At 66.8% G+C, this 23,852-nt stretch carries 22 protein-coding genes; 15 read left to right on the top strand and 7 right to left on the bottom strand.

What is annotated here, in order from left to right:
* Positions 1–14 precede the first annotated feature (14 nt).
* A complete protein-coding gene (locus tag B3E91_RS03190) occupies positions 15–932 on the top strand; it encodes a YihY/virulence factor BrkB family protein (protein WP_287028372.1) in 918 nt (305 codons plus the stop codon).
* Positions 933–1,215: 283 nt separating this feature from the next.
* Here the strand turns inward: B3E91_RS03190 and B3E91_RS03185 are convergent, their stop codons facing one another.
* A complete protein-coding gene (locus B3E91_RS03185; protein ID WP_287028369.1) occupies positions 1,216–3,249 on the bottom strand; it encodes a S9 family peptidase in 2,034 nt (677 codons plus the stop codon).
* Positions 3,250–3,349: 100 nt separating this feature from the next.
* Between B3E91_RS03185 and B3E91_RS03180 the strand changes: the two genes are divergently transcribed.
* From B3E91_RS03180 to B3E91_RS03170, 3 genes are all read left to right on the top strand, one after another.
* The gene (locus B3E91_RS03180) at positions 3,350–3,799 is read left to right on the top strand and encodes an MFS transporter (protein WP_407072427.1); all 450 of its coding nucleotides are present in this window, start codon (positions 3,350–3,352) and stop codon (positions 3,797–3,799) included.
* A gap of 125 nt (positions 3,800–3,924) precedes the next feature.
* A complete protein-coding gene (locus B3E91_RS03175) occupies positions 3,925–4,710 on the top strand; it encodes a class II glutamine amidotransferase (protein ID WP_090227695.1) in 786 nt (261 codons plus the stop codon).
* A gap of 30 nt (positions 4,711–4,740) precedes the next feature.
* Positions 4,741–5,265: a DUF2937 family protein gene (locus B3E91_RS03170; protein ID WP_090227693.1), complete on the top strand. Its 525-nt coding sequence runs from the start codon at positions 4,741–4,743 to the stop codon at positions 5,263–5,265.
* A 39-nt stretch (positions 5,266–5,304) separates the two neighbouring features.
* Here the strand turns inward: B3E91_RS03170 and B3E91_RS03165 are convergent, their stop codons facing one another.
* From B3E91_RS03165 to B3E91_RS03155, 3 genes are all read right to left on the bottom strand, one after another.
* The gene (locus tag B3E91_RS03165; protein WP_090227675.1) at positions 5,305–6,483 is read right to left on the bottom strand and encodes a vWA domain-containing protein; all 1,179 of its coding nucleotides are present in this window, start codon (positions 6,481–6,483) and stop codon (positions 5,305–5,307) included.
* Positions 6,484–6,648: 165 nt separating this feature from the next.
* Positions 6,649–7,494 (bottom strand): AAA family ATPase, encoded by an 846-nt coding sequence (locus tag B3E91_RS03160; protein WP_282339088.1) that lies wholly within the window; start codon positions 7,492–7,494, stop codon positions 6,649–6,651.
* A 148-nt stretch (positions 7,495–7,642) separates the two neighbouring features.
* Positions 7,643–8,722: a DUF748 domain-containing protein gene (locus tag B3E91_RS03155; RefSeq protein WP_287028360.1), complete on the bottom strand. Its 1,080-nt coding sequence runs from the start codon at positions 8,720–8,722 to the stop codon at positions 7,643–7,645.
* Between the two features lie 126 nt (positions 8,723–8,848).
* On the opposite strand from B3E91_RS03155, the gene cysK reads away from it, so the two are divergent.
* Both cysK and B3E91_RS03145 read left to right on the top strand, forming a co-directional pair.
* Entirely contained in the window at positions 8,849–9,823 is a 975-nt protein-coding gene (gene cysK, locus B3E91_RS03150) for a cysteine synthase A (RefSeq protein ID WP_090229032.1), read from the top strand.
* A 326-nt stretch (positions 9,824–10,149) separates the two neighbouring features.
* Entirely contained in the window at positions 10,150–11,022 is an 873-nt protein-coding gene (locus B3E91_RS03145; RefSeq protein WP_282339090.1) for a DMT family transporter, read from the top strand.
* Between the two features lie 42 nt (positions 11,023–11,064).
* Here the strand turns inward: B3E91_RS03145 and B3E91_RS03140 are convergent, their stop codons facing one another.
* On the bottom strand, positions 11,065–11,496 hold the full coding sequence (locus tag B3E91_RS03140; protein ID WP_287028356.1) for a TOBE domain-containing protein: 432 nt from the start codon (positions 11,494–11,496) through the stop codon (positions 11,065–11,067).
* A gap of 176 nt (positions 11,497–11,672) precedes the next feature.
* On the opposite strand from B3E91_RS03140, the gene B3E91_RS03135 reads away from it, so the two are divergent.
* From B3E91_RS03135 to aceK, 5 genes are all read left to right on the top strand, one after another.
* Complete coding sequence (locus B3E91_RS03135) at positions 11,673–12,491, top strand: TOBE domain-containing protein (protein ID WP_090227662.1); 819 nt, start codon at positions 11,673–11,675, stop codon at positions 12,489–12,491.
* A 21-nt stretch (positions 12,492–12,512) separates the two neighbouring features.
* Positions 12,513–13,265 carry a molybdate ABC transporter substrate-binding protein gene (gene modA / locus B3E91_RS03130; protein ID WP_090227660.1) on the top strand — a complete coding sequence of 251 codons (753 nt, stop codon included), beginning with the start codon at positions 12,513–12,515 and terminating at the stop codon, positions 13,263–13,265.
* Between the two features lie 79 nt (positions 13,266–13,344).
* Entirely contained in the window at positions 13,345–14,019 is a 675-nt protein-coding gene (gene modB / locus B3E91_RS03125) for a molybdate ABC transporter permease subunit (RefSeq protein ID WP_273231321.1), read from the top strand.
* Position 14,020: 1 nt separating this feature from the next.
* On the top strand, positions 14,021–15,109 hold the full coding sequence (gene modC, locus B3E91_RS03120) for a molybdenum ABC transporter ATP-binding protein (RefSeq protein WP_282339092.1): 1,089 nt from the start codon (positions 14,021–14,023) through the stop codon (positions 15,107–15,109).
* Positions 15,110–15,151: 42 nt separating this feature from the next.
* Positions 15,152–17,167, top strand: coding sequence for a bifunctional isocitrate dehydrogenase kinase/phosphatase (gene aceK, locus B3E91_RS03115; protein ID WP_287028352.1), 2,016 nt, complete (start codon positions 15,152–15,154; stop codon positions 17,165–17,167).
* 186 nt (positions 17,168–17,353) lie between these two features.
* Here aceK and B3E91_RS03110 read toward each other — a convergent pair whose 3' ends face one another.
* The gene (locus B3E91_RS03110) at positions 17,354–18,523 is read right to left on the bottom strand and encodes a YbfB/YjiJ family MFS transporter (protein ID WP_273231339.1); all 1,170 of its coding nucleotides are present in this window, start codon (positions 18,521–18,523) and stop codon (positions 17,354–17,356) included.
* A 119-nt stretch (positions 18,524–18,642) separates the two neighbouring features.
* Here B3E91_RS03110 and ptrR point away from each other — a divergent pair, with 119 nt between their 5' ends.
* The 4 genes from ptrR to B3E91_RS03090 all read left to right on the top strand — a co-directional run bounded on the left by ptrR (position 18,643) and on the right by B3E91_RS03090 (position 22,100).
* Complete coding sequence (gene ptrR, locus B3E91_RS03105; protein ID WP_287028349.1) at positions 18,643–19,554, top strand: putrescine utilization regulator PtrR; 912 nt, start codon at positions 18,643–18,645, stop codon at positions 19,552–19,554.
* Positions 19,555–19,556: 2 nt separating this feature from the next.
* Positions 19,557–20,420 carry an NAD-dependent protein deacetylase gene (locus tag B3E91_RS03100; RefSeq protein ID WP_287028347.1) on the top strand — a complete coding sequence of 288 codons (864 nt, stop codon included), beginning with the start codon at positions 19,557–19,559 and terminating at the stop codon, positions 20,418–20,420.
* A 145-nt stretch (positions 20,421–20,565) separates the two neighbouring features.
* Positions 20,566–21,864 (top strand): PQQ-dependent sugar dehydrogenase, encoded by a 1,299-nt coding sequence (locus B3E91_RS03095; RefSeq protein ID WP_287028344.1) that lies wholly within the window; start codon positions 20,566–20,568, stop codon positions 21,862–21,864.
* Positions 21,865–21,959: 95 nt separating this feature from the next.
* On the top strand, positions 21,960–22,100 hold the full coding sequence (locus tag B3E91_RS03090) for a PA1414 family protein (protein WP_287028342.1): 141 nt from the start codon (positions 21,960–21,962) through the stop codon (positions 22,098–22,100).
* A 77-nt stretch (positions 22,101–22,177) separates the two neighbouring features.
* Here B3E91_RS03090 and B3E91_RS03085 read toward each other — a convergent pair whose 3' ends face one another.
* Complete coding sequence (locus B3E91_RS03085; protein ID WP_287028340.1) at positions 22,178–23,698, bottom strand: ABC transporter permease subunit; 1,521 nt, start codon at positions 23,696–23,698, stop codon at positions 22,178–22,180.
* Positions 23,699–23,852: the final 154 nt, after the last annotated feature.

Below are 23,852 nucleotides of genomic sequence, written 5' to 3'. Positions count from 1 at the left end.
AAGGAAGGGCCTACATGTTCGCCATCAAGAATCGCCTCGGTCTGTTCCAGCTGGCCAAGCGTGTGATCAAGGAATTCGCCGACGACGAAATGCCGACCTATGCGTCGGCGCTGGCCTACCAGATGTTCTTCTCGCTGTTCCCGTTCCTGCTGTTCCTCATCGCGCTGATCAGCTTTCTCGATTTGCCGACGTTCTTCGACTGGCTGCGCGAGCAGGCCGCCTACTTCCTGCCGACCGAGGCGATGGACCAGCTGAATCCGGCGATCGACCGCTTCCAGCAGCAGGAATCCGGGCTGTTCTCGGTGGGGATCGTGGTGGCGATCTGGACCTCCTCGTCGGCCGTGCGCTCGACGATGGATGCGATGAACAAGGCCTACGACGTGAAGGAAGGCCGCCCGGCGTGGAAGCGCTTCCCGTTGTCGGTGCTCTACACCATCGGCCTGGCCGCGCTGCTGCTGACCGCCGCCGGGCTGATGGTGGTCGGGCCCAGCGTGATGAACTGGCTCGCCCACTGGTTCGGCCTGGAGCAGATGATGGTGATCCTCTGGAACCTGCTGCGCTGGCCGGTGGCGATCGTGCTGATGGTGGTGGCGGTGGCGGTGGTGTACTACGTCGCGCCGGACGTGAAGCAGAAATTCCGCTTCATCACCCCCGGCTCGCTGCTCGCGGTGGTGGTGTGGATCGCCGCCTCGGTGGGCTTCGGTTTCTACGTGAAGAACTTCGGCAACTACAACGCGCTGTACGGCTCCATCGGCGCGATCATCATCCTGCTGCTGTATTTCTACATTTCCGCCGCGGTGCTGCTGCTCGGCGCCGAGCTGAATGCCGTGCTGGAGCACCACGATCCGGAAGGCAAGGATCCCGGCGAGAAGGTCGAAGGCGACGGCGCGCCGGCGGAGCAGGTGGCCACCGGTTCCAAGGTCGATGCCTGATTCGCGCGCGATCTCGTAGGGTGGGCTTCAGCCCACGCGACAGCGCTTGGGGGCGCCGGTGGGCTGAAGCGCACCCTACGGGCACTTTCATTCATCATTGCACCGCTCTGGTGGATCGATGAAGCGCGATCCACCCTACGAGTTCGTTGATGCCCCGTCCCATGTAGGGTGGATGACGCTCTTTTCATCCACCGCTGCGCCGCCCGGTGGATCGATGAGGCGCGATCCACCCTACGCATTCGTTGGGGAAGGCTGTATCTACGGATGACGCGCAGGTTTCTCCTCAGGCCAGCCCCAGCACCTTCAGCAGGAAGGCGTATTCCAGCGCGACATCCTTGAGCGCCTGGTAGCGGCCGCTCATGCCGCCGTGGCCGGCGCCGAAGTCGGTCTTGAGCAGCAGGAGGTTGTCGTCGCTGCGCGTGGCGCGCAACTTGGCGACCCACTTCGCCGCTTCCCAATACTGCACCCGGCTGTCGTGGTAACCGGCGATGGCGAGGATCGCCGGATAGGCCTGGGCGCGCACGTTCTCGTAGGGCGCGTAGCCCTTGATGCGCGCGTGCACCGCCGCATCGCTCGGGTCGCCCCATTCGTCGTACTCGGTCACGGTCAGCGGCAGGTCGGGGTTCTGCATGCTGTTCAGCACGTCGACGAAGGGCACTTCGGCGATGGCCGCGGCGAACAGCTCCGGACGCTGGTTGAGCACCGCGCCGATCAGCAGCCCGCCGGCGCTGCCGCCGCTGATGGCGAGGCGGTCGGTGCGGGTGTAGCCCTCGGCGATCAGGTGCTCGGCGCAGGCGATGAAGTCATCGAAGGTGTTCTGCTTGTGCTCCAGCTTGCCGCCGCGATACCAGGCCTCGCCCAGCTCGCCGCCACCGCGCACATGGGCGATGGCGAAGACGAAGCCGCGTTCGAGCAGGCTCAGGCGGGCATGCGAGAACCACGGGTCGAGGCTTTCGCCATAGGCGCCATAGCCATAGAGATACAGCGGGGCAGGGCGGCCGAGCACGTCGCGCCGCGCGACCAGGCTGATGGGAATCGCGGTGCCGTCCGGCGCCTTGGCCCAGAGCCGCTGGCTGACGTAGGCGTCGGCGTCGAACGGGCCTTCCACCGGGGTTTCCTTGAGCACCGTCTGAGCGCCGCTGGCGATGTCCAGCTGGCGCACCTGCGCCGGACGGTTCAGCGCCTCGTAGCGTAGCCGCAGTACGGGGCTGTCGAATTCCAGCGAGTCCTGTACATAGAGGCTGTAGGCGGCATCCGGCAGCTCGACGCGATAACTCCGCGCCCCGACCGGATGCACCTGGATGACCGGCAGGCCGCCCTCGCGCAGGCTGAGGACGAAACCACCGGCGTTGAGACTGGCTTCCTCGAGCATCCGCTGCGGGTCATGGCCGATCAGTTCCTGCCAGTGCTCGCGGGTCGGCGTGGCGTCCTCGGCGCGGTACAGGGCGAAGTTGATGCCTGCCTGATTGCTGCGCACCACCCAGGCCCACTGGCCGTCGATGCGCCCGTGGTCGGGGTAGTACTCGTGGCCTTCCTCGCGCGGCGCCAGGCAGACGAATGCCTGCTGCGGCTGATCGGCATCCAGCACCCAGGCTTCGCAGGTGGTCTTGCTGTTGGCCAGCAGGATCAGCTGGCGCTCGGAACTCGAGCGATAGCAGTTGAGGAAGAAGCGCCCGTCCGGCTCGTTGAACACCAGCGCCGCCTCGGCGTCGCCCAGCGTGTAGCGATACAGCTTGTGCGGGCGGTGAGTGGCATCCAGTTCGCCGAAGAACAGCGTGCGGCTGTCGTTGGCCCAGGTCAGGCTGCCGTCGCAGTCGTCGAAGGGCAGTTCCTCGACGGCGCCGCTGGCCAGCTCCTTGACGAACAGCCGGTAGATCTCGTCGCCTTGGGTGTCCAGGCTGTAGGCCAGGCGCGTCTGGTCCGGGCTGATGCTGAAGGCGCCCAGCGACAGGTAGCCGCCCTCGGCCAGCGCATTGGGGTCGAGCAGCAGCTCCTCGCTGCCGTCGTCGACCTGCAGCGACACGCCGGCCGGCCGTGCGCAGCGGTAGTGCCGCGGGTATTCGTCGCCGGCCTGGGTACGGCTGTAGTAGAGGTACGCGCCCCAGGGAGTGGGCAGCGACAGGTCGGTCTCGCGGATGCGCGCCTTGATCTCCTCGAACAGGCGCTCACGCAGCTCGGCACCGTCGGCCAGCTGCGCCTCGGTCCAGTCGTTCTCGGCATGCAGGTAATCGAGCACCTCCTGGGCGTCGCGGTTCTCCAGCCAGCGGTAAGGGTCCTGCGCATCCCTGTTGATGCGGGCAATGGGGGCGTGGGGCATGCTCTTCCTCGAAGTGGTGGCGCCGCGGCGGGAGGTCTGCGCGGCGAAAAGCCGCTATCATAGGCGCCCATTCGCCAGCCAGGCCATGCCGAAGCGCCACATGAACGAACACGACTACCTCCTCGCCTGGGCCGTCTACGGCATCGCCGCACTCGGTTGCCTGGCGGTGGTGTTCCAACTCACCGGCTGGATGTGGCGCTACCTGCGCGAGCCGCTGCGGCTGGTGATCGCGGTGCTGCTGCTGACGCCGACCATCGTCGACCCGGGCAAGGAGCTGTTCGCCCCGGCCATCGCGATCACCGCGCTGGACCTCGCCTTCAAGGTCGGCAACAACGTCTGGAAGGCGGTCGCCGACCTGAGCATGTACGGCCTGATCGCCTTCGTCGTCTACCTGCTGTTCGTGCTGCTGCGCTGGCCGGTGGAGCGCTGGCTGCGCAATCGCAAACGGGCCCGCGAGGAAGCGGTGGAAGACCCGCGCACCCTGCGCGAGCGGATGGACCCGGACGTCGAGCGCCCGCGCCGCGAGAGCCGCGTGGAACCGCGCGTATAGATTGCCATACGGCGGCTTGCGCCCACGCGCGGAGCCGGTCAGCATGGCCTCCTGCTTACCAGGAGCGCCCATGAATCCGATTCGCCCCCCCTTCGTCGCCACGCCGCCGCTGCCGAGGCCCGCCCATGTGTGAGCTGCTGGGCATGAGCGCCAACGTGCCGACGGATATCGTCTTCAGCTTCACCGGGCTGATGCAGCGCGGCGGCCGCACCGGCCCGCACCGTGACGGCTGGGGCATAGGTTTCTACGAGGGACGTGGCCTGCGGCTGTTCCAGGATCCCTCGGCGAGCGCCGAATCCGAGGTCGCACGGCTGGTGCAGCAGTACCCGATCAAGAGCGAGGTGGTCATCGGCCACATCCGCCAGGCCAACGTCGGCAAGGTCGCGCTGGCCAATACCCATCCCTTCGTCCGCGAGATGTGGGGGCGCAACTGGTGCTTCGCGCACAACGGCCAGCTGGCGGATTTCCAGCCCGCGCCCGGCTTCTACCGCCCGGTGGGCGACACCGACAGCGAAGCGGCCTTCTGCGACCTGCTCAACCGCCTGCGCGCCGCATTTCCCGAGCCCGCCGATATCGAGGCGCTGCTGCCGACGCTGATCGAGGCGTGTCGCGAATACCGCCGCAAAGGGGTGTTCAATTGCCTGCTCAGCGACGGCGACTGGTTGTTCAGCTGCTGTTCGACGAAGCTGGTGCAGATCACCCGCCGCGCGCCGTTCGGCCCGGCGCGCCTGAAGGATGCCGACCTGACCGTGGACTTCCAGGCCGAAACCACGCCCAACGACGTGGTCACCGTGCTGGCCACCGAGGCACTGACCGATAACGAAGACTGGATCGTCCATCAGCCGGGTCAGTGGACCCTGTGGCGCGGGGGCGAGTGCATTGCAGAGGGTTGCGACACGCTGTCGGACTGAGTCCGTTTTCACACCCACAAGGAGAGCTGGATGTTGAGAAGTTACTTGCGCTTGATGCTGTTCGCGGTCGGTCTGCTGGTGGGCGTCCAGGTGCCCGGCTTCATCGCCGACTATGCCAATCGGGTGGAAGCGCATCGCATCGAGGCGGCCAAGGCGCTGGAAGGCTTCCGGGCCACCGCCGGGCGCTTCTTTCAGGGCGACCTGCAGGCGCTGGTGACGCATTACCGCGAAAGCCAGGACCCGGTGATGCGCAGCGACGCGCAGAGCGTGGCGACCCTGGTGGATCGCTCGGCGCTGCTCGAAGAGGAAGCGCAGGCGATGCGCAAACCCTGGTATGCGCGCGCCTGGCACGTGGTGGCGAAGGCCGATCCGGAGCTGCGCGCGGAAACCCTCGCCGCCTACGACTACCAGGTGCCGTTGGTGCCCGAGGCGATCGCCTGGGGCATCGTCTGTGCGCTGCTGCTGGCGTGGGTGGTGGAAAGCCTGTTGCTGCTGGTCGGAGCGGCGTTCGGCGTGGGCCGCCAGCGCCGGGCGCATCAGCGGCACTGGCGCTAGCCGTCCGCGGGTAACGAAAGAACGGGCTTCGTCTCGCCGTCACTTGGACAGGTACTTCATCCCTTCTTCCAGGCCGCTCAGGGTCAGCGGAAACATCCGGTCCTCCACCAGCTCGCGGACGATGTTGGTCGAGGCGGTGTAGCCCCAGGTGTCCTTGGGGTAGGGGTTGATCCATACCAGCTTCTTGAATTTCTCCATGAAGCGCTGCATCCACACGTAGCCGGCTTCCTCGTTCCAGTGCTCGACGCTGCCACCGGCCTGGGTGATCTCGTAGGGCGCCATGGCCGCGTCGCCGATGAAGATCACTTTGTAGTCGGCGCCGTACTTGTGCAGCAGGTCGAGGGTCGAGGTGCGCTCGCTGGTGCGGCGGAAGTTGTTCTTCCACACCGATTCGTAGATGAAGTTGTGGAAATAGAAGTACTCGAGATGCTTGAACTCGGTCTTGCAGGCCGAGAACAGCTCCTCGCAGACCTTCACGTGGGCGTCCATCGAACCGCCGATGTCGAACAGCAGCAACAGCTTCACCGTGTTGCGGCGTTCCGGGCGCATCTGGATGTTCAGCAGGCCGGCATCCTTCGCCGTGTGGTCGATGGTGCCGTCGATGTCGAGCTCCTCGGCGGCGCCCTGGCGGGCGAACTTGCGCAACCGGCGCAGGGCGACCTTGATGTTGCGCGTGCCCAGCTCGACGTTGTCGTCGAGGTTCTTGTACTCGCGCTGGTCCCAGACCTTCGCCGCCTTGCCCTGGCGCTTGCCGGCGTCGCCGACGCGGATGCCTTCGGGGTTGAAGCCGCCGGAGCCGAACGGGCTGGTGCCGCCGGTGCCGATCCACTTGTTGCCGCCGGCGTGACGTTCCTTCTGTTCCTCGAGGCGTTTCTTGAACTCCTCGATGAGCTTGTCCAGCCCGCCGAGGGACTGGATCTGGGCGCGTTCCTCGTCGGTCAGCAGACGCTCGAATTCCTTGCGCAGCCATTCCTCGGGAATCAGCGCCTCGATGTGCTGGTCGAGGTTCTGCAGGCCGTTGAAGTAGGCGCCGAAGGCACGGTCGAACTTGTCGAAATGGCGCTCGTCCTTCACCAGGATTGCCCGCGAAAGGTAGTAGAACTCGTCCATGTCGGCGAACACGACGTTGTGCTGCAGCGCGTTGATCAGGTCGAGCAGCTCGCGCACCGAAACCGGCACCTTGGCCGCGCGCATTTCGTTGAAAAGATTGAGCAGCATTGTCTATGCCCTCGGGGTAATCCGTAGGGTGGGTTAGCCGCGCAGCGGCGTAACCCACCGTTGATGCCGCCGGCATCATGCTTGCCAGCCTGGCGGCTGGTCGGCGGGTTACGCTTCGCTAACCCACCCTACAAAGGCACTGGCCGCCGCGCAGCAGCCCGATTTTTAACGCGAAGCGCGACGGCTCATGAAGGCCAGGCGTTCGAGCAACTGCACGTCCTGCTCGTTCTTCACCAGGGCGCCGGCCAACGGCGGGATGGCCTTGGTCGGATCGCGTTCGCGCAGCACGGCTTCGCCGATGTCGTCGGCCATCAACAGCTTGAGCCAGTCGACCAGCTCGGAGGTGGAGGGCTTCTTCTTCAGGCCAGGCACCTTGCGCACGTCGAAGAACACGTCGAGCGCTTCGGCCACCAGGTCCTTCTTGATGTTCGGGTAGTGCACGTCGACGATCTTCTGCAGCGTGCTGCGGTCCGGGAAGGCGATGTAGTGGAAGAAGCAGCGGCGCAGGAAGGCGTCCGGCAGTTCCTTCTCGTTGTTCGAGGTGATGATGATGATCGGGCGCTGTTTGGCCTTGATCGTCTCGTTGGTCTCGTAAACGTAGAACTCCATCTTGTCGAGTTCCTGCAACAGGTCGTTGGGGAACTCGATGTCGGCCTTGTCGATTTCGTCGATCAGCAGGATCACCCGCTGCTCGGACTCGAAGGCCTCCCACAGCTTGCCTTTCTTGATGTAGTTGCGGATGTCGTTGACCTTGTCCGGGTCCAACTGCGAGTCGCGCAGGCGGCTCACCGCATCGTATTCGTAGAGGCCCTGATGCGCCTTGGTGGTGGACTTGATGTGCCAGGTGATGAGCTTGGCGCCGAAGGATTCGGCCAGCTGTTCGGCGAGCATGGTCTTGCCGGTGCCGGGCTCGCCCTTCACCAGCAGCGGGCGCTGCAGGGTGATGGCGGCGTTCACCGCGAGCTTGAGATCGTCGGTGGCGACGTAGGATGGAGTGCCTTCGAACTTCATCGGAAAATCCTCGAAACGCGGGCGCACGCAGGGCCGGCGATGCTGTCTGGAAAGCCCCGACTATACCGCGCGGGCAAGCGGGCTGTGAACGCAGGCGGGCCATTCAGTCACTGAATGGTCGGCCGGCGCGCATCCTGGTCAGCGGCCCTCACTCGCGGTCTTCGCTGAGCGCACGCTCGAAGCGCGGCGTGAAGGCCTGCACGAAGGCGTTGCGCAGGATCGCCACGAAGGCCTGGAACGGGTTGACGTGGCTGTCGCCCTTCATGCTGCCGGAGAGTTCGATGCGGGTGGCGAACTGGTCCTTGCTCTGGTTCTTCAGCACCGTCTGGCCGCCGCCGACCACCGCTTCCCAGAGGCCCTGGAAGAAGCCTTTCTCGCGGTTCTCGACATCCTGCTTCCAGTTGAATACGTCGACGTCGCGCAGCAGCGGCTTGATGTAGCCGCTGAGCTGGGCGTTCTGCGCCTCGGCCTCGATCACCAGGTCGCCGGTGCCGGCGGCGAAGTCGAACTTGCCGTAGGCGCGGGAGAAGTCGTTGAGGCGCTTGAGTTCCAGATCGGTCATGCGCAGGCGCAGCTGGAAATCCTCGAAATTGGTGAAGGGGTCGAAGCTCGCGCTCGCCTCGAGCGGCGCCTGGCCGAACAGCGCGGCGTGTCCCTTGAAGGTGGCGACGCGCTTTCCATCCGCGCTGGCGGTGTTGGTGAGGTTGTAGACACTGGCGTCGACCTCGCTGGCGAACACGTCCACCGGCGGCTGCGACTGGAAATTGCGGAACGCCAGGCGCCCGTCGACCACGCGGACTTCGTTGAGGGTGATCGGCAGCAGTTGCTCCAGTTGGTCGCGCCAGTCGACGCCCTCACCGGTCTGGTCCTGCTTCGGGTCCTCGCTGTCGACGAAGTTGAGCTTGGGCGACTGGAAGATGACCTGCGCCACCACCGCGTGGTCGTACCACAGCGAATGCCAGCTCACCGAGAGGTCTATCAGCGGCGCTTCCAGCAACGGGACCGGAACGTCGCCGCTGGCCTTCTCGATCACCAGCCCGTTGATGCGGTAGGCGCCACGCCACCAGGCGAGGTCGACGTCGGCTATCCGCCCGCGGTATTCGCCCATGTCGGCGAGCTTGCCGTTCAGGTAGTCGCGCACCACGTAGGGCAGGGCCAAGTGAGCGACCAGCAGCAACAGGACGAGGGCCAGCGCGATCCACAGGGGCATGCTGTAGCGACGTTTCATGAGGGTTCCATTTCCGGGTGGCGTCGCTCGATGGACAGCCTTGGGCGTCGGGGAGTTCGCTGGACGAGAAACCCCATGGGGAATAGGCTTATGCGCTTTCTCAAGCCACTTGCCGCGGGGACCTCCATGAGCCGCATCTATGCTGACAACGCACAGGCCATCGGCAATACGCCGCTGGTGATGATCAATCGCCTGGGGCCGAAAGGCGTCACCCTGCTGGCCAAGATCGAGGGTCGCAACCCGGCCTATTCGGTGAAGTGCCGGATCGGCGCGAGCATGGTCTGGGATGCCGAGGAATCCGGGCGCCTGAAGTCGGGCATGACCATCGTCGAGCCGACCTCCGGCAACACCGGCATCGGGCTGGCGTTCGTGGCCGCGGCGCGTGGCTACAAGCTCATCCTGACCATGCCGGCGTCGATGAGCCTGGAGCGGCGCAAGGTGCTCAAGGCGCTCGGCGCGGAGCTGGTGCTCACCGAGCCGGCCAAGGGCATGAAGGGCGCGATCGACAAAGCAAGCGAGATCGCCGCCTCCAACCCCGGCGAATACCTGCTGCTGCAGCAGTTCGAGAACCCGGCCAACCCGGCGATCCATGAGAAGACCACCGGCCCGGAAATCTGGAACGACACCGACGGCAGCATCGACGTGCTGGTGGCCGGCGTCGGCACCGGCGGCACCATCACCGGCGTGTCGCGCTTCATCAAGCTGAACAAGGGCAAGAAGATCCTTTCCGTCGCCGTGGAGCCGATCGGTTCGCCGGTGATCAGCCAGGCGCTGGCTGGGGAGGAGATCAAGCCCGCGCCGCACAAGATCCAGGGCATCGGCGCCGGCTTCGTGCCGAAGAACCTCGACCTGTCCATCGTCGACCGTGTCGAGCAGGTGGGCGACGAGGAGGCCAAGACGATGGCCCTGCGCCTGATGCGCGAGGAGGGGATTCTCTGCGGGATTTCCTGCGGCGCGGCGATGGCTGCCGCGGTTCGCCTGGCCGAACACCCGGAAATGCAGGGCAAGACGATCGTGGTGATCCTGCCGGACTCCGGCGAGCGCTACCTGTCGAGCATGCTGTTCGACGGCCTGTTCAGCGAGCAGGAGCTGCAGCAGTAGCACCGGCGCCGGGCCCGCCCTGCGGGTCCGGCCTTTCGTTCGTCGCCGCTTCGTGGTTATAGTCGGGGCTCTTCCCGACCCGTTTCGAGATTGATCATGTCTGCTTCGCCCACGGCCCGCCCCTTTGCCTCTTCGTTCGCCCTGAACGTAGCGCCGCGTGCCCGTGCCGTTGCCGCGCCACTCGCCCCGCCACCTGTGAGCCCGCCCGCGGGCTGCCTGGCTCCGCCGCCGCCACTGGCCTGAGCCGCGCCGGTTCGCCGGCGTCCCGTTCCCTGCACTCCCACGCCGCTGGCGTGGTCCTCCTTGCCGATTTCACAGGTGGCAACATGCAGTTCTTTACCCGCAACAACCTCGTCGCGTGCGCGTCGACGAGCCTCTTCGTGCTGCTCTGGAGCAGCGGCGCCATCGTTTCCAAATGGGGCCTGGCGCATGCCTCGCCGTTCGCCTTCCTCTTGGTGCGCTTCGTCATCGCCTTGCTGGCGCTGACGATCCTCGCCCGGGCTCTGCCGTTGCGCCTGCCGGGCACCAGGGCGGCACGCGGATATGCCGTGGCGACCGGGCTGGTGCTGCTCGGCGCCTACCAGATCTTCTACCTGCTGGCGCTGGACCTGCAGGTGACGCCCGGCGTGATGGCGACGCTGCTCGGCGTCCAGCCGATCCTCACCGCGGTGCTGCTGGAGAAGCGCCTCTCGCCGAGCCGGCTGTTCGGCCTGTGCCTCGGTCTGCTCGGGCTGGTGCTGGTGGTCTACCAGAGCATCGGCCTGGCCGGCCTCTCATGGGCGGGCACGCTGTGCGGCCTGTTGGCGCTGGCGAGCATGACCGGCGGTTCGATCATGCAGAAGCGCATGCACGACAACCCGCTCGGCAGCCTGCCGCTGCAGTACCTGGCGGGTACGCTGCTGTGCGCGGCGTTCGTGCCGTTCCAGCCGTTCGAGATCGAGGCGGGCGTCGAATTCTGGGTGTCGGTGCTGTGGATGGGATTGCTGATTTCGGTGCTGGCGACGCTGCTGCTGTACCGGCTGATCGCACGGGGCAACCTGGTCAACGTCACCAGCCTGTTCTACCTGGTGCCGGCGGTGACCGCGTTGCTCGATTACCTGGTGTTCGACAATCGCCTTGCGCCGCTGAGTCTGGCGGGAATGGGGCTGATCGTGGCGGGGCTGCTGTTCGTTTTCCGCCAGCCGAAGAGCGCCGGCTGACCGGTGTGGTCCGGGGGCGCCAGGGTGGCGCCCCCGTTCCGATCAGGACTTCTTGCGACCGAGGATGATGTGCGACGCCTTGATCAGCGCGGTAGCGGGTTTGCCGGCCGCCAGGCCGAGTTCGGCGACGGCTTCGCGGGTGACGATGGCCGTGAGTTGCGCGCCGCCCGCCAGACGCAGGGTGACTTCGGCGTTCACCGCGCCGGTCTCGATGTTCTCCACGGTGCCGGTCAGTTGATTGCGGGCGGACAACTGGAAGTCGTCGCTGCCGGTCATCAGCATCACCCAGGGCGCCTTCACCAGGGCGACCACCTCGACGCCGGCGGCCAGCTGCATCTCGCGCAGGCTGTCCATGGTGACGATGGCCACCAGGCGGTCGTTGTCGCCCAGATCGATCTCCACCTCGGCGTTGACCGCGCCGGTATGGCATTGCAGAACTTTCCCTGACAGCCGATTGCGCGCACTTATCTGCATGCTGCTCTCCCTTGTCGCGTTAACGACGTTGTATTGTTCGCTACATAAATAATCCAGATCAAAAATCCGATCCGCCGGTGTCGACTCTAGAAAACAGTTCGATATAGAGGCAACCATAGCGGCGCGGTGATCTGGCACGCTTCTCGCTATATGCCAGTCTATACAGAGGATTTTCCATGACCAACGTCCCACAGCGTTTCATCGGCAGGCTTTCACTGGAGAGCGCGGTCGGCACGTCGCTCTCCGACACGCGTATCCGCCTGCTCGAGCAGATCGGCGAACTCGGCTCCATCAGCCAGGCGGCGAAAGCCGTGCCGCTGTCCTACAAGGCGGCGTGGGATGCGGTGGATGCGATGAACAACATGGCCCCGCAACCGCTGGTGGTGCGTGTCACCGGCGGGCGCCAGGGCGGCGGCACCCAGCTCACCGACTACGGGCGCAGCATCGTCGCCATGTACCGGGCGCTGGAAATCGAGTACCAGCTCGCGCTCGACCGGCTCAGCGCGCGCCTGGGGGAAGTCGGAGCAGCCGATGTTCAGGAGTTCCAGAGTCTCATGCATCGACTCTCGATGAAGACCAGCGCACGCAACCAGTTCTCTGGGCCGATCACCGGCCTGCGCGACGGCGGCGTCGATTACGAAGTGCGCTTGCGCCTGGATGCGCAGAGCGAGCTGATCGCGGTGATCACCAAATCCAGCGCGGAAAACCTCGGCCTGGCGATCGGCAAGGAGGTCTTCGCCTTCATCAAGTCCTCGTCGGTGCTGCTCAGCACCGACCGCGAACTGCAGCTCACCGCGCGCAACCAGTTGTGGGGCGAGATCGTCGAGATCCAGGCCGGCTCGGTGAACGACCAGGTCAGCCTGCTGCTGCCGTCCGGGCGCAGCGTCACCTCGGTGGTCACCCACGGCAGCTGCGAAACCCTCGGTCTCGCCGTCGGCCAGCAGGCGTGCGCGTTGTTCAAGGCCTCCAGCGTCATCCTCGCCGTTTACGATTGATCCCACCCAAGGAGCGTCACCATGAAAGCCCGTAAGACCCTGTTCGCCGCCGTTGCCCTGGCGCTGTTCTCGACCCTTGCCCACGCCGAGCAGGTGCAGGTGGCGGTTGCCGCCAACTTCACCGAGCCGATGAAGAAGATCGCCGAGCAGTTCGAGAAGGACACCGGCAACCAGGCCGTGCTGACCTTCGGCGCGACCGGCAAGTTTTACGCGCAGATCACCAACGGCGCGCCGTTCGAGGTGTTCCTCGCGGCCGACGATGCCACGCCGGCCAAGCTGGAAAGCGAGAAGGCCGCCGTCGAGGGCAGCCGCTTCACCTACGCCATCGGCAAGCTGGTGCTGTGGTCGGCCAAACCCGGCTACGTCGACGCCAAGGGCCAGGTGCTGGCCAGGGGCGACTTCAAGCACCTGTCGATCGCCAGCCCGAAAGCCGCGCCCTACGGCGCCGCTGCCATGCAGACCCTGGACAAGCTGGGCCTGACCCAGAAGGTCGAAAGCCGCATCGTCACCGGCGAGAACATCACCCAGGCCTATCAGTTCATCGCCACCGAGAACGCCGAGCTGGGCTTCGTCGCGCTGTCCCAGGTCACCGAAGACGGCAAGCTGGTCAGCGGCTCGGCCTGGCAGGTGCCCGCCGAGTACTATTCGCCGATCCGCCAGGACGCGCAGATCCTCGCCAAGGGCAGGGACAACCCGGCCGCCAAGGCGCTGGTCGATTACCTGAAAGGCGAGAAGGCCGCGGCAATCATTCGCTCCTACGGCTACACCCTGTAAATTTCTCCGCAGCATGATCCGGTGCAGCCTGTCTGCGCCGGATGTCTTTTTCCCCGAGTAGCGCCAAGGAGTCCGCCGCTTGCCTTCAGCCGTCGATCTTTCCGCTGTCCGCCTGACCATCGAGCTGGCCGGGCTGACCACGTTGATCCTGATGGTCGTCGGCACGCCCATCGCCTGGTGGCTGGCGACCACGCGTTCGCGGCTGCGTGGCTTGTTCGGTGCGCTGGTGGCGTTGCCGCTGGTGCTGCCGCCCTCGGTGCTCGGCTTCTACCTGCTCGTCAGTCTCGGCCCACGCGGTCCGCTGGGAGCGCTGACGCAATGGCTCGGCCTCGGCCTGCTGCCGTTCACCTTCGCCGGGCTGGTGGTCGGCTCGGTGTTCTATTCGATGCCCTTCGTGGTGCAGCCGTTGCAGCAGGCATTCGAGGCCATCGGCAAGCGCCCGCTGGAAGTCGCCGCGACCCTGCGCGCCTCGCCGCTGGACACCTTCTTCAGCGTGGTGCTGCCGCTGGCGCGTCCCGGCTTCATCACCGCCGCGATCCTCGGCTTCGCCCACACCGTCGGCGAGTTCGGCGTGGTGCTGATGATCGGCGGCAACATCCCGGAACGCACGCGGGTGGTTTCCGTGCAGATCTACGATCACGTCGAGGCGCTGGAATACGCCGAGGCGCACTGGCTGGCCGGCGGCATGCTGGTGTTCAGCTTCCTCGTGCTGCTGGCGCTCTACACTTTCAACTCCCGTCAGCGGATGGTCTGAGATGAGCGACTCCGCCTACATCGAACTGGACCTGCAGCACGGCTGGGTGGACTTCGGCCTGCGGGTCGAGGCGCGCCTGCCGGTCTCCGGCGTCACGGCGATCTTCGGTCATTCCGGCTCCGGCAAGACCACGCTGCTGCGCTGCATCGCCGGGCTGGAGCGGGCGCGCGGCGGGCGGGTGACGGTCGCCGGGGAATGCTGGCAGGACGAGTTGCGCGGGCTGTTCGTGCCACCGCACAAACGTCCGCTTGGCTACGTGTTCCAGGAGGCCAGCCTGTTCCCGCACCTCAGCGTGCGGCGCAACCTGGAGTACGGCCAGCGCCGCATCCCGGCGAGCGAGCGGCGGATTTCCCTGGACCAGGCGGTGGAGCTGCTCGGCATCGGTCATCTGCTCGAGCGCTCGCCGCAGCGCCTGTCGGGTGGCGAGCGGCAGCGCGTCGGCATCGCCCGTGCGCTGGCCACCAGCCCACGCCTGCTCTTGCTCGACGAGCCGCTGGCCGCGCTGGACCAGCGGCGCAAGCAGGAAGTGCTGCCGTACCTAGCGCGCCTGCACGCCGAGCTGGGCATCCCGATGCTCTACGTCAGCCACTCGCTGGCCGAAGTCACCCGCCTGGCCGATCACATGCTCTATCTGGAAGGCGGCGCGGTGCGCGCTGCCGGCCCGCTGAACCGGGTGCTGACCAGCGCCGAGCTGCCGCTGGCGCATCTGGACGAGGCGGAAACCGCCTTGGAAGGGCAAATCGAAGCGCATGACGAGGCCTTCCTGCTCAGCTACGTGCGGGTGCCGGGCGGGCGCCTGGCGTTGCCGCTGACCGAGCTGCCGGCCGGGCGAGGGGTGCGCGTCGGCATCCAGGCGCGCGACGTCAGCCTGGCGTTGGAGAAGCCGCAGCGCAGCAGCATCCTCAACCAGCTGCAAGGGCAGGTGCTGGACGTGCTCCATGAGCCGGACAGCGCGCAAAGCCTGGTGCGCATCGACCTTGGCGGCGCGGTGCTGCTCTCGCGCATCACCCGGCGTTCCGCGGTCGAGCTGGAGTTGCGCGGCGGCATCCAGGTGTACGCGCAGATCAAGGCCGTCGCCCTGGTCAACTGAGTTCTTTTTCCGCCATTCCCCTTACCGATCCCGACGACGCGATTGCTCGCGCTTCGTCGTGGGCGCCGTTCGGTCGGAAAGCTCAAGGCGCTGGCGGACACGCCGCAGGTCGGCCGCTTCGGCCTCAGGGCCAACGTCGCTCGCCTGCGCGAGCAGATCGCCGGCGCGCTGCATGGGGACATGGGCGTCACCTCCACACTGCATCCGCAGGAGAACTGCAGCGCCGCGCAAACCGCCCGCGCCGACATGCGAACGGTCCGGCCCGCCAGCGGCTTTCGCTTCCTCCGGCCACTGACTAAGCTCGGCACTACCTTTCACCGCAGGGACTTCCCCATGGCGCAGCAATGGCCGGCCGCTGACATCGCCCGCGCGATCCTCGATGGTTTCGACGATTACCGTGAGCATTTCCGCCAGATCACCGACGGCGCCCGCGCGCGTTTCGAGCAGGCGCAGTGGCAGGAGGCGCAGCGCGCCTCGGCGGCGCGGATCGCGTTGTACGAGGAAAAGGTCGCCGAAACGGCGCAACGTCTGCCGCAGGCGTTCGATGCGCAGGTGCTGCTGGACGTGCAGGCCTGGCCGCTGGTGAAGAGCGCCTACATCGCGCTGATCAACCTGCGCTTCGACGACGAACTGGCGGAAACCTGGTTCAACTCGATCTTCTGCAACCTGTTCAGCCACGACTGCATCAGCGACGGCACCATGTTCGTCCACACCACGCGCCCGTCGCTGCGCGGCCAGGAGCGCGCGGTGCAGACGCGCACCTACCGGCCGCACGGCAGGCTGGACGAAATGCTCGCCCAACTGTTCGCCGACTACGCCTTCGACGTCGCCTACGCCGACCCGGCCGGCGATCTGCAACGCATGGAGGCGCAGCTGCGCGCGTCGCTGCCGGACTGGGTGTGCAAGGACCCGGCGCTGACCGTGGAGCTGTTCTCTTCGGTGCTCTACCGCAACAAGGGCGCCTATCTCGTCGGGCGCCTCTACACCCGCGACGAGCAATGGCCGCTGGTGATCCCGCTGCTCAACCGCGAAGGGCTCGGCATCCAGGCCGACGTGCTGATCACCGACGAGGCGGAGGTCTCGATCATCTTCTCCTTCACGCGTACCTATTTCATGGTCGACGTGGCGATCCCGGCGGAGTTCGTCGGCTTCCTCAAGCGCATCCTGCCGGGCAAGCACGTCGCCGAGCTGTACACCTCGATCGGCTTCTACAAGCACGGCAAGTCGGAATTCTATCGCGCGCTGATCGGCCATCTGGCGACCACCGACGACCGCTTCGTGATGGCGCCGGGCGTGCGCGGCATGGTGATGAGCGTGTTCACGCTGACCGGCTTCAACACCGTGTTCAAGATCATCAAGGACCGCTTCTCGCCGTCGAAGAACGTCGACCACGCCACGGTGATCGAGAAGTATCGCCTGGTGAAGAGCGTCGACCGGGTGGGGCGGATGGCCGATACCCAGGAGTTCTCCGACTTCCGCTTCCCGCTCTCCAAGTTCGAGCCGGAGTGCCTGGCCGAGCTGCTCGAGGTTGCGCCGTCCACCGTCGAGGTGCAGGGCGACACCGTGCTGGTGCGGCACTGCTGGACCGAGCGCCGGATGATCCCGCTGAACCTCTACCTGGAGAACGCCAGCGAGGCCCAGGTGCTGCACGCGCTGGAGGATTACGGGCTGGCGATCAAGCAACTGGCGGCGGCGAACATCTTCCCCGGCGACATGCTGCTGAAGAACTTCGGTGTCACCCGCCACGGCCGCGTGGTGTTCTACGACTACGACGAGATCAGCTTCCTCACCGAGGTGAACTTCCGGCACATCCCGCCGCCGCGCTACCCGGAGGACGAGATGTCCGCCGAGCCCTGGTATTCGGTGGGCCCGCACGACGTCTTTCCCGAGGAGTTTCCGCGCTTCCTGTTCGTCGACCTGGCCCAGCGCCGCCTGTTCGCCAAGCTGCACGGCGACCTGTACGACGCCGACTACTGGAAGAGCCTGCAGAGCGCGATTCGCGAAGGCAAGGTGATCGACGTCTTCCCCTACCGGCGCAAGGCACTCGCTGCGGGTTGAGTCCGGGCAAGCGCGTTTCGCGCGGGTCAGCCTTCACCGTCATCGGTGCGCGCGGCGCACCCTACGGAATGCATGGCGCCGGTTGCTTGCTGGTGCGCGGCTCGGCTTTCACCGTCAGGCGCACCCTACGGAATGCGTGGCGTACGGGCCGGCGTAGGGTGCGCCGTGCGCACCAGCGGTGTTCAACTAGCGCTCGGCCGCCAGTTGCCCGAGCCGGCGCTGCTCGCGCACCGGCGGCAGCATCAGCAGGCCGGCCACCACCATCGCCGCGCAGGCCACGCCCAGCGCCGCCTGCAGACCACCGCTGAAGTGGCTGCTGAGCGCCGCGATCAGCGGGCCGCTCAACTGGCCGACGGCGAAGCCGGCGGTGAGGATGCCGACGTTGCGCGCATGGCCGTGCGGGTCGAGTTCGCGGGCGTACTGCATCACCAGCAGCATCCCGGCGAGGAACGGCCCGCCGCACAATGCCACGCCCAGTGCCAGGCCGCTCATGCCGGGGAACAGGCAGGCGAGCACGCCGGCGGCCTGCAGCCAGAGCGCGCCGATCAGCCAGCGCCCGGTGCCGCCGGGTGTGGGTTTGCGGAAGGCGACCAGCAGCACGCCGACGGTGGCGATCAGGCCGAAGGCCGGCCAGAACAGGTCGGCCTGCCATTGCCCGTGGAAGCGGCTGGCGGCCATCTGCGAGAGGAAGGTCGCCGGGATGATGTAGCCGGCACCGACCAGGGTGTAGGCACCGAGCAGCGCATAGAACGCGCGATGGCGCTTGCCGTCCGAGCCGGCGGGTATCGGCGGCGGGGTTTGCGGCATCGGTATCAGCGGCTGGGCGATCGCGGCCAGCACCAGCGCGATGACGCCGTAGGCCAGCCACAGCGCCGAGGAATTCTGCCCATGCAGGTTCATGCCCAGCGCCACCAGCCCGGTGATCAGCACGCCGATGCTCGGCCCGGTGAAGATCAGCCCGCCCCAGTGCGCCTTGCCGGCCTGCACCGCGAGCTGGCTGGCGGCGGAGGTGAGCACCACCAGCACCCAGGCGCTGGCAACGCCGGCAGCGAAACGCAGGATCGCGTGGGCCCAGAGGCCGTGGCCGAGGGCCGACATCAGGGTGATGGCGACGCAGGCCCAGAGCCCGCCGATCAGGCGCTGCCTGGCGCGGCGCGGCGAGGCGGCGTAGAGGGCGTCGAGCGCGCCGACCAGATAGCCGAGGTAGTTGGCGGCGGCGATCAGCCCGGCGCCGGTGAGGTCGACCTGGCCTTCGGCGATCAGGTGCGGGAGCTGGGGCGTGAGTGCGAAACGACCGACGCCCATGGCCACGATGAGTGCCAGCACGCTGGCGAGGATGCGGACGAGAGGGGGCATGTGCGGCTCCAGTTCAGGTTTCTGGATTCGATCATAGGGCTTTGACATCTTCATAAAAAACGAATAATAAAGAATCACTTGTTCACAATTTGAGAATGGTTTGTCTTGGAGCGACGTGCATGGAACTGAGTCAATTGCGTATTTTCCAGGCGGTGGCCGAGGAGGGCTCCATCGCCAAGGCGGCGCTGCGGATGAACCGCGTGCCCTCGAACCTCTCCACCCGCCTGCGTCAGCTGGAGGATTCGCTGGGCGTCGAGCTCTTCCTGCGCGAGCGCCAGCGCCTGCAACTGTCGGGGCCGGGGAAGATCCTGCAGAGCTACGCCGAACGCCTGTTCGCGCTGCATGCCGAAGCCGAGGCGGCGCTGCGCGGCGGTGAGCCCTGCGGCGATTTCGTCATCGGCTCGATGTACAGCACGGCGGCGATCCATCTGCCGGCGATGCTCGCGCGCTACCACCGCGCCTATCCCGAGGTGAACCTGCAGGTTCAGACCATGACCAGCGGCGATCTAGTCGAGGGTCTGATCGACGGTCGTCTCGGCGCCGCGCTGGTCGACGGCCCGCTGGACTACAGCGAGCTGGACGGGATCGAATTGCTGCAGGAACAGATGGTGCTGGTCACCGCCGCCGGCCATGCGCCGGTACGCTGCGCCCGCGACGTGGCGGGGGAGGCGGTGTACACCTTCCGCTCGCGTTGCGCCTATCGCCGGCGCCTGGAGGGCTGGTACGCCGCTTCGCGCGCGCCGATGGGCCGGGTGATGGAAATCGAGTCCTACCACAGCATGCTGGCCTGTGTGATCGCCGGCGGCGGCGTGGCGATGATGTCGCGCTCGATGCTCGACAGCATGCCCGGCCGCGAGGGTGTCGACGTGCATGCCCTGGCGGCGCCGTTCGACACCTCCAGCACCTGGCTGATGTGGCGCAAGGACATGCTCGGGCCGAACCTGCGGGCCTGGGTGGCGCTGCAGGAAGGCGCATCGGCAGCGGCGCCGTCGGCGGCGGACCTCGACATCGCCCGCAGCACGGCAGCCTGAACATGGACCAGCCAGCGGCCCGGCCGCATCCCGATGAAGCGCTGCACACGCTCGGCGAACTGCTCGCCGAAACCCCGTTGCTGGTCGTTACCGGCGCCGGGATCAGCGTCGCCTCGGGCATTCCCGATTACCGCGACGCGGAGGGCGTGCGGCGAGGCAGCGCGCCGATGATGCACCAGGAATTCGTCACCTCGGCGGCGGGGCGACGGCGCTACTGGGCGCGAGCGATGCTCGGCTGGCCGCGGGTGCGGCGTGCCGAACCGAATGCCACGCACCGCGCACTGTTCGCCCTGGAGCGCGGCGGGCACATCGGCGGGCTGATCACCCAGAACGTCGATGGCCTGCACGAGGCGGCGGGGCACCGCCAGCTCATCGAATTGCACGGCAACCTGGCCTGGGTGGTCTGTCTGGATTGCGGCGAGCGGCTGCGCCGCGACCGGGTGCAAGTGCAACTGGAGACGCTGAATCCCCACCTGCGGGAGGTCGACGCGGTGCAGGCGCCGGATGGCGACACGCTGCTGGCCGCGGATCATCTGGCCGACTTCCGGGCGCCGCTGTGCCCGGCCTGCGGCGGCGACCGGCTCAAGCCCGACGTGGTGTTCTTCGGCGACAACGTCGCGCCGGCCACGGCGCAGGCCGCCTGGGACGCGGTGCAGCGCGCCGCCGGCATGCTGGTGATCGGTTCCTCGCTGATGACCTATTCGAGCTTCCGGCTATGCCGCGAAGTCGTCCGCCAGGGCAAGCCGCTGATCGCGGTGAACCTCGGCAAGACCCGCGCCGACGACCTGCTGACCGCCAAGGTCGAGCTGCCCTGCGAGGCGGTGCTGCCCTGGCTGGCGGAGCGGTTGCGGGTGCCGCTGGGGTGAGGAAACGCTCCGGAGCGGTGTCCGCCGGGCTCGCTCAAATCGCGTTACATCCTTCCTGGCTGAACGTTGACGCGGGCTGAACTTAGCCGAAAGCTCCCCGGTCGATCCTTTAACGCCCGCCCGTTCAGTTGAAGGATTCCGGCCCATGTCCGTGCTGCAAGAAGACCGCTCCATCCGCTACGGAACCCTGCTGTTCGCCGCCTTCGCCGTGGCCGGAAGCGCCCAGGCCGCCAACCAGGCCACGCTGCCGGCCCCGGACCCGGCCCACAAGGTGAAGAACTACAGCAAGGTTGTCGGCTGGAAGGAGGGCGCGACGCCCAGGGCGCCCGCCGGCTTCAGCGTCAGCAAGTACGCCGACGGGCTGCGCAACCCGCGCTGGATCTATGTCACGCCGAACGGCGACGTGCTGGTGGCCGAAGCCAACACCGAGTTGAAGTCCGCGGCGGACAAGGGCGAAGCCGCGCAGGAGGGCAAGCTGGGTTCGCAGAACCTCGGCCGTAGCGCCAACCGCATCACCCTGTTCCGCGACAGCGATGGCGACGGCCAGCCGGAGCTGCGCGTGAGCTTCCTGGAAAACCTCAACCAGCCGCTGGGCATGCAGGTGGTGGGGAACTGGTTCTACGTCGCCAACACCGATTCGCTGTGGCGTTACCCGTACCAGACCGGCGACCAGAAGATCCACGGCAAGGGCGAGAAGGTCCTCGACCTGCCCGCCGGTGGCTACAACAATCACTGGACCCGCAACCTGCTGGCCAATGCCGACAACAGCAAGCTCTACGTTTCGGTGGGCTCGGCCAGCAACCTCGCCGAGCACGGCATGCAGGAAGAGCAGCGCCGCGCCAGCATCCTCGAGATCAACCCCGACGGCAGCGGCGAGCGCATCTATGCGTCCGGGCTGCGCAACCCCGTCGGTATGGGCTGGGCGCCAGGCACCCAGACGCTGTGGACCACGGTGAACGAGCGCGACAACTTAGGCGAGGACCTGGTCCCGGATTACCTCACCGAGGTTCGCGAAGGCGCCTTCTACGGCTGGCCCTACGCCTACTTCGGCGTTCACGAGGACCCGCGGATGGCCGGCAAGCGCCCGGACCTTGTGGCGAAGACACAGGTACCGGACGTGCCGCTGGGGGCGCACACTGCCTCGCTCGGCCTGGCGTTCTACACCCAGAAGGCGTTTCCGCAGAAGTACCGCGGCGGCGCTTTCATCGGTCAGCACGGTTCGTGGAATCGCAGCGAGCTGTCTGGCTACAAGGTGGTCTTCGTGCCGTTCAGGGAGGGCAGGCCGAGCGGCCCCATGGAGGACTTCCTGACCGGCTTCATCGCCGACTCCGCCAAGGGTGAAGTCCATGGAAGGCCGGTGGGTATCGCGGTGTTGCCGGACGGCTCGCTGCTGGTCGCTGACGATTCCAGTAACACATTATGGCGGGTACGAGCCGACGGCTGACCGGCAGTGCCCTTGCGGCATCCGGTCCCGCTGTTGGACTATGCTCTGGCGAGGCGGTCGCACGACCGCCCGCTCAGGCTCAAGAGGAGAGAAGTATGAAGACCTGGTTCGAACGTCTGATTGCACAGCTCAACGCATTCTTCGGCGCCGATCACGCCGCCTGCCTGCAGCCGATCCGTGTGGTCAGCGAAGAGCAGCGCCGCCTGGCCGAAGAGCGCCGCCGCCAGCGACGCTGAATCCCGCGGCGCCCCACGCCGCATCCTCCGAGCCTTCGCCGAAGCCTGCGCTTCGGCGTACGCGCATCCGCGACGGATCAATCGATCCCCACACCCCGATCCAGATCGAGCAGCTTGCGTACCTGCGGGTCGCTGCTCTGGCGTAGCGTCTGCGCGTTGCCGTTAACGCGAATCTGCCCCTTCTCCATGATCACCACGCGGTCGCAGGTCAGCGCGAAATCCGTGTCGTCGGTGACGATCACCACGCTCAGGCGTTGCTCGGTCAGTGCGCGCAGGCTGTCCAGCAGCTGGCGTGCGGCGACCGGGTCCTCGAGCCGCGCGGTGGGGTCGTCGCACAGCAGAATGTCGGGTTTCAGCAGCAGCGCGCGGGCCAGCGCCGCGCGTTGCTGCTGGGCGTGGTCGAGTTGCTGCGGGAAGCGTCCCGCATGCGCCAGCAGGCCGAGGCGGCCGAGCATGGCGTAGGCCTGGCGGCGCAGCGCGTGGTCGTCGTCGCGGCGCTGCCGGCGCGGTACCAGCAGAAGGTTGTCGAGCACGCTGAGATGCGGGAACAGGCCGATGTCGGCGAAAAGCATGCCGATGCGTCGCAGCCCGCGGGCCACCTGCGCCGAACCGATGTGGTCGCCGGCGTGGATGTAGCTTTCGCCGAACAGCACGATCTCGCCCTGATCGATGCGTTCCAGCCCGTTGATCGTGCGCAACAGCGAGCTGCGCCCCGATCCCGGCGGGCCGAGGAGGGCGATCGACTCTCCGGGACGGACCCGCAGGTTGACCCCGTCGAGCACCGGATGGCTGCCGTAGCTCTTGTGGATGTGCGTGAGCCAGAGCGCGTCCGGCGAGCCGGCCGCCTTGACCGCCGCGCGGATATGCAGCGCCGGCAGGCCGCGGCGCAGGGTCTGCAACTGCTCCGCGTCGAGCAGCGGCGCTTCGTAGACGACGAACTGCCGGCGCCACTCCAGGCGGCCCAGCGCCCAGCCGAACACCGCCACCATCGCCACGTAGTAGAGGCCGACGGCGGCCAGGGTCTCCAGCACCTTGTGGTTGGCGCCGTAGAGCTGCTGGCCGACCCATAACGGCTCGCTCAGGGCGATCAGCGATACCAGCGAGGTCAGCTTGAGGGTCGCCAGATAGCGCTCGGTCAGTGCCGGCAGCACGCGCTGCAACACCTGCGGCACCAGAACCAGGCGCAGCGTGGTCAGCGGCTTCAGGCCGATGGCGCTGGCGGCTTCCTGCTGGACCTTGCCCACCTCCGCCAGCGCGCGGCTGTGCACGTCGGCCATGTGGGCGGTCTGGCCGAGCACCAGCGCGATCAGGCCGGCGAGGAACGGCGCCGAGAACGCGCGCCCCTCGGGCACCAGCAGCGGAAGGTTGTAGACGAACAGCAGCAGGACGATGAACGGCAGGCTGCGGAAGAAAAACACGTAAGCCGCCGCCGGCAGGCGCAACCAGGCCAGCGCGGACTGTCGCGCCGCCGCCAGCAGAAAGCCCAGCGGCAGTGCGATCAGCCAGGCCAGCACGCTGAGTTGAATCACCGTGGCGCACGCCTTCCACAGGGAAGGCAGGGAAAACAGCGAAAGGAAGTAGCCCCAGTCGAATGCCATTGAGCGTCTCGTCTAGCGGAAGGAGGTGCCGCTGCGCCAGCGCAGCGGGCTGTAGCGGCCGATACCGGGGCGTGGTACGCCAAAAGCGAGATGCGGGCGACCTGGCCTGGCGGCAAGGGCGCGAAGAACCTTGCAGGAAAGATGCCGGAGCCGG

Origin of the sequence: Pseudomonas sp. UBA6310 (genome assembly GCF_002438225.1) — a bacterium.
GTDB lineage: Bacteria > Pseudomonadota > Gammaproteobacteria > Pseudomonadales > Pseudomonadaceae > Pseudomonas_O > Pseudomonas_O kuykendallii.
This window is presented reverse-complemented; position numbering and strand designations above follow the sequence as displayed.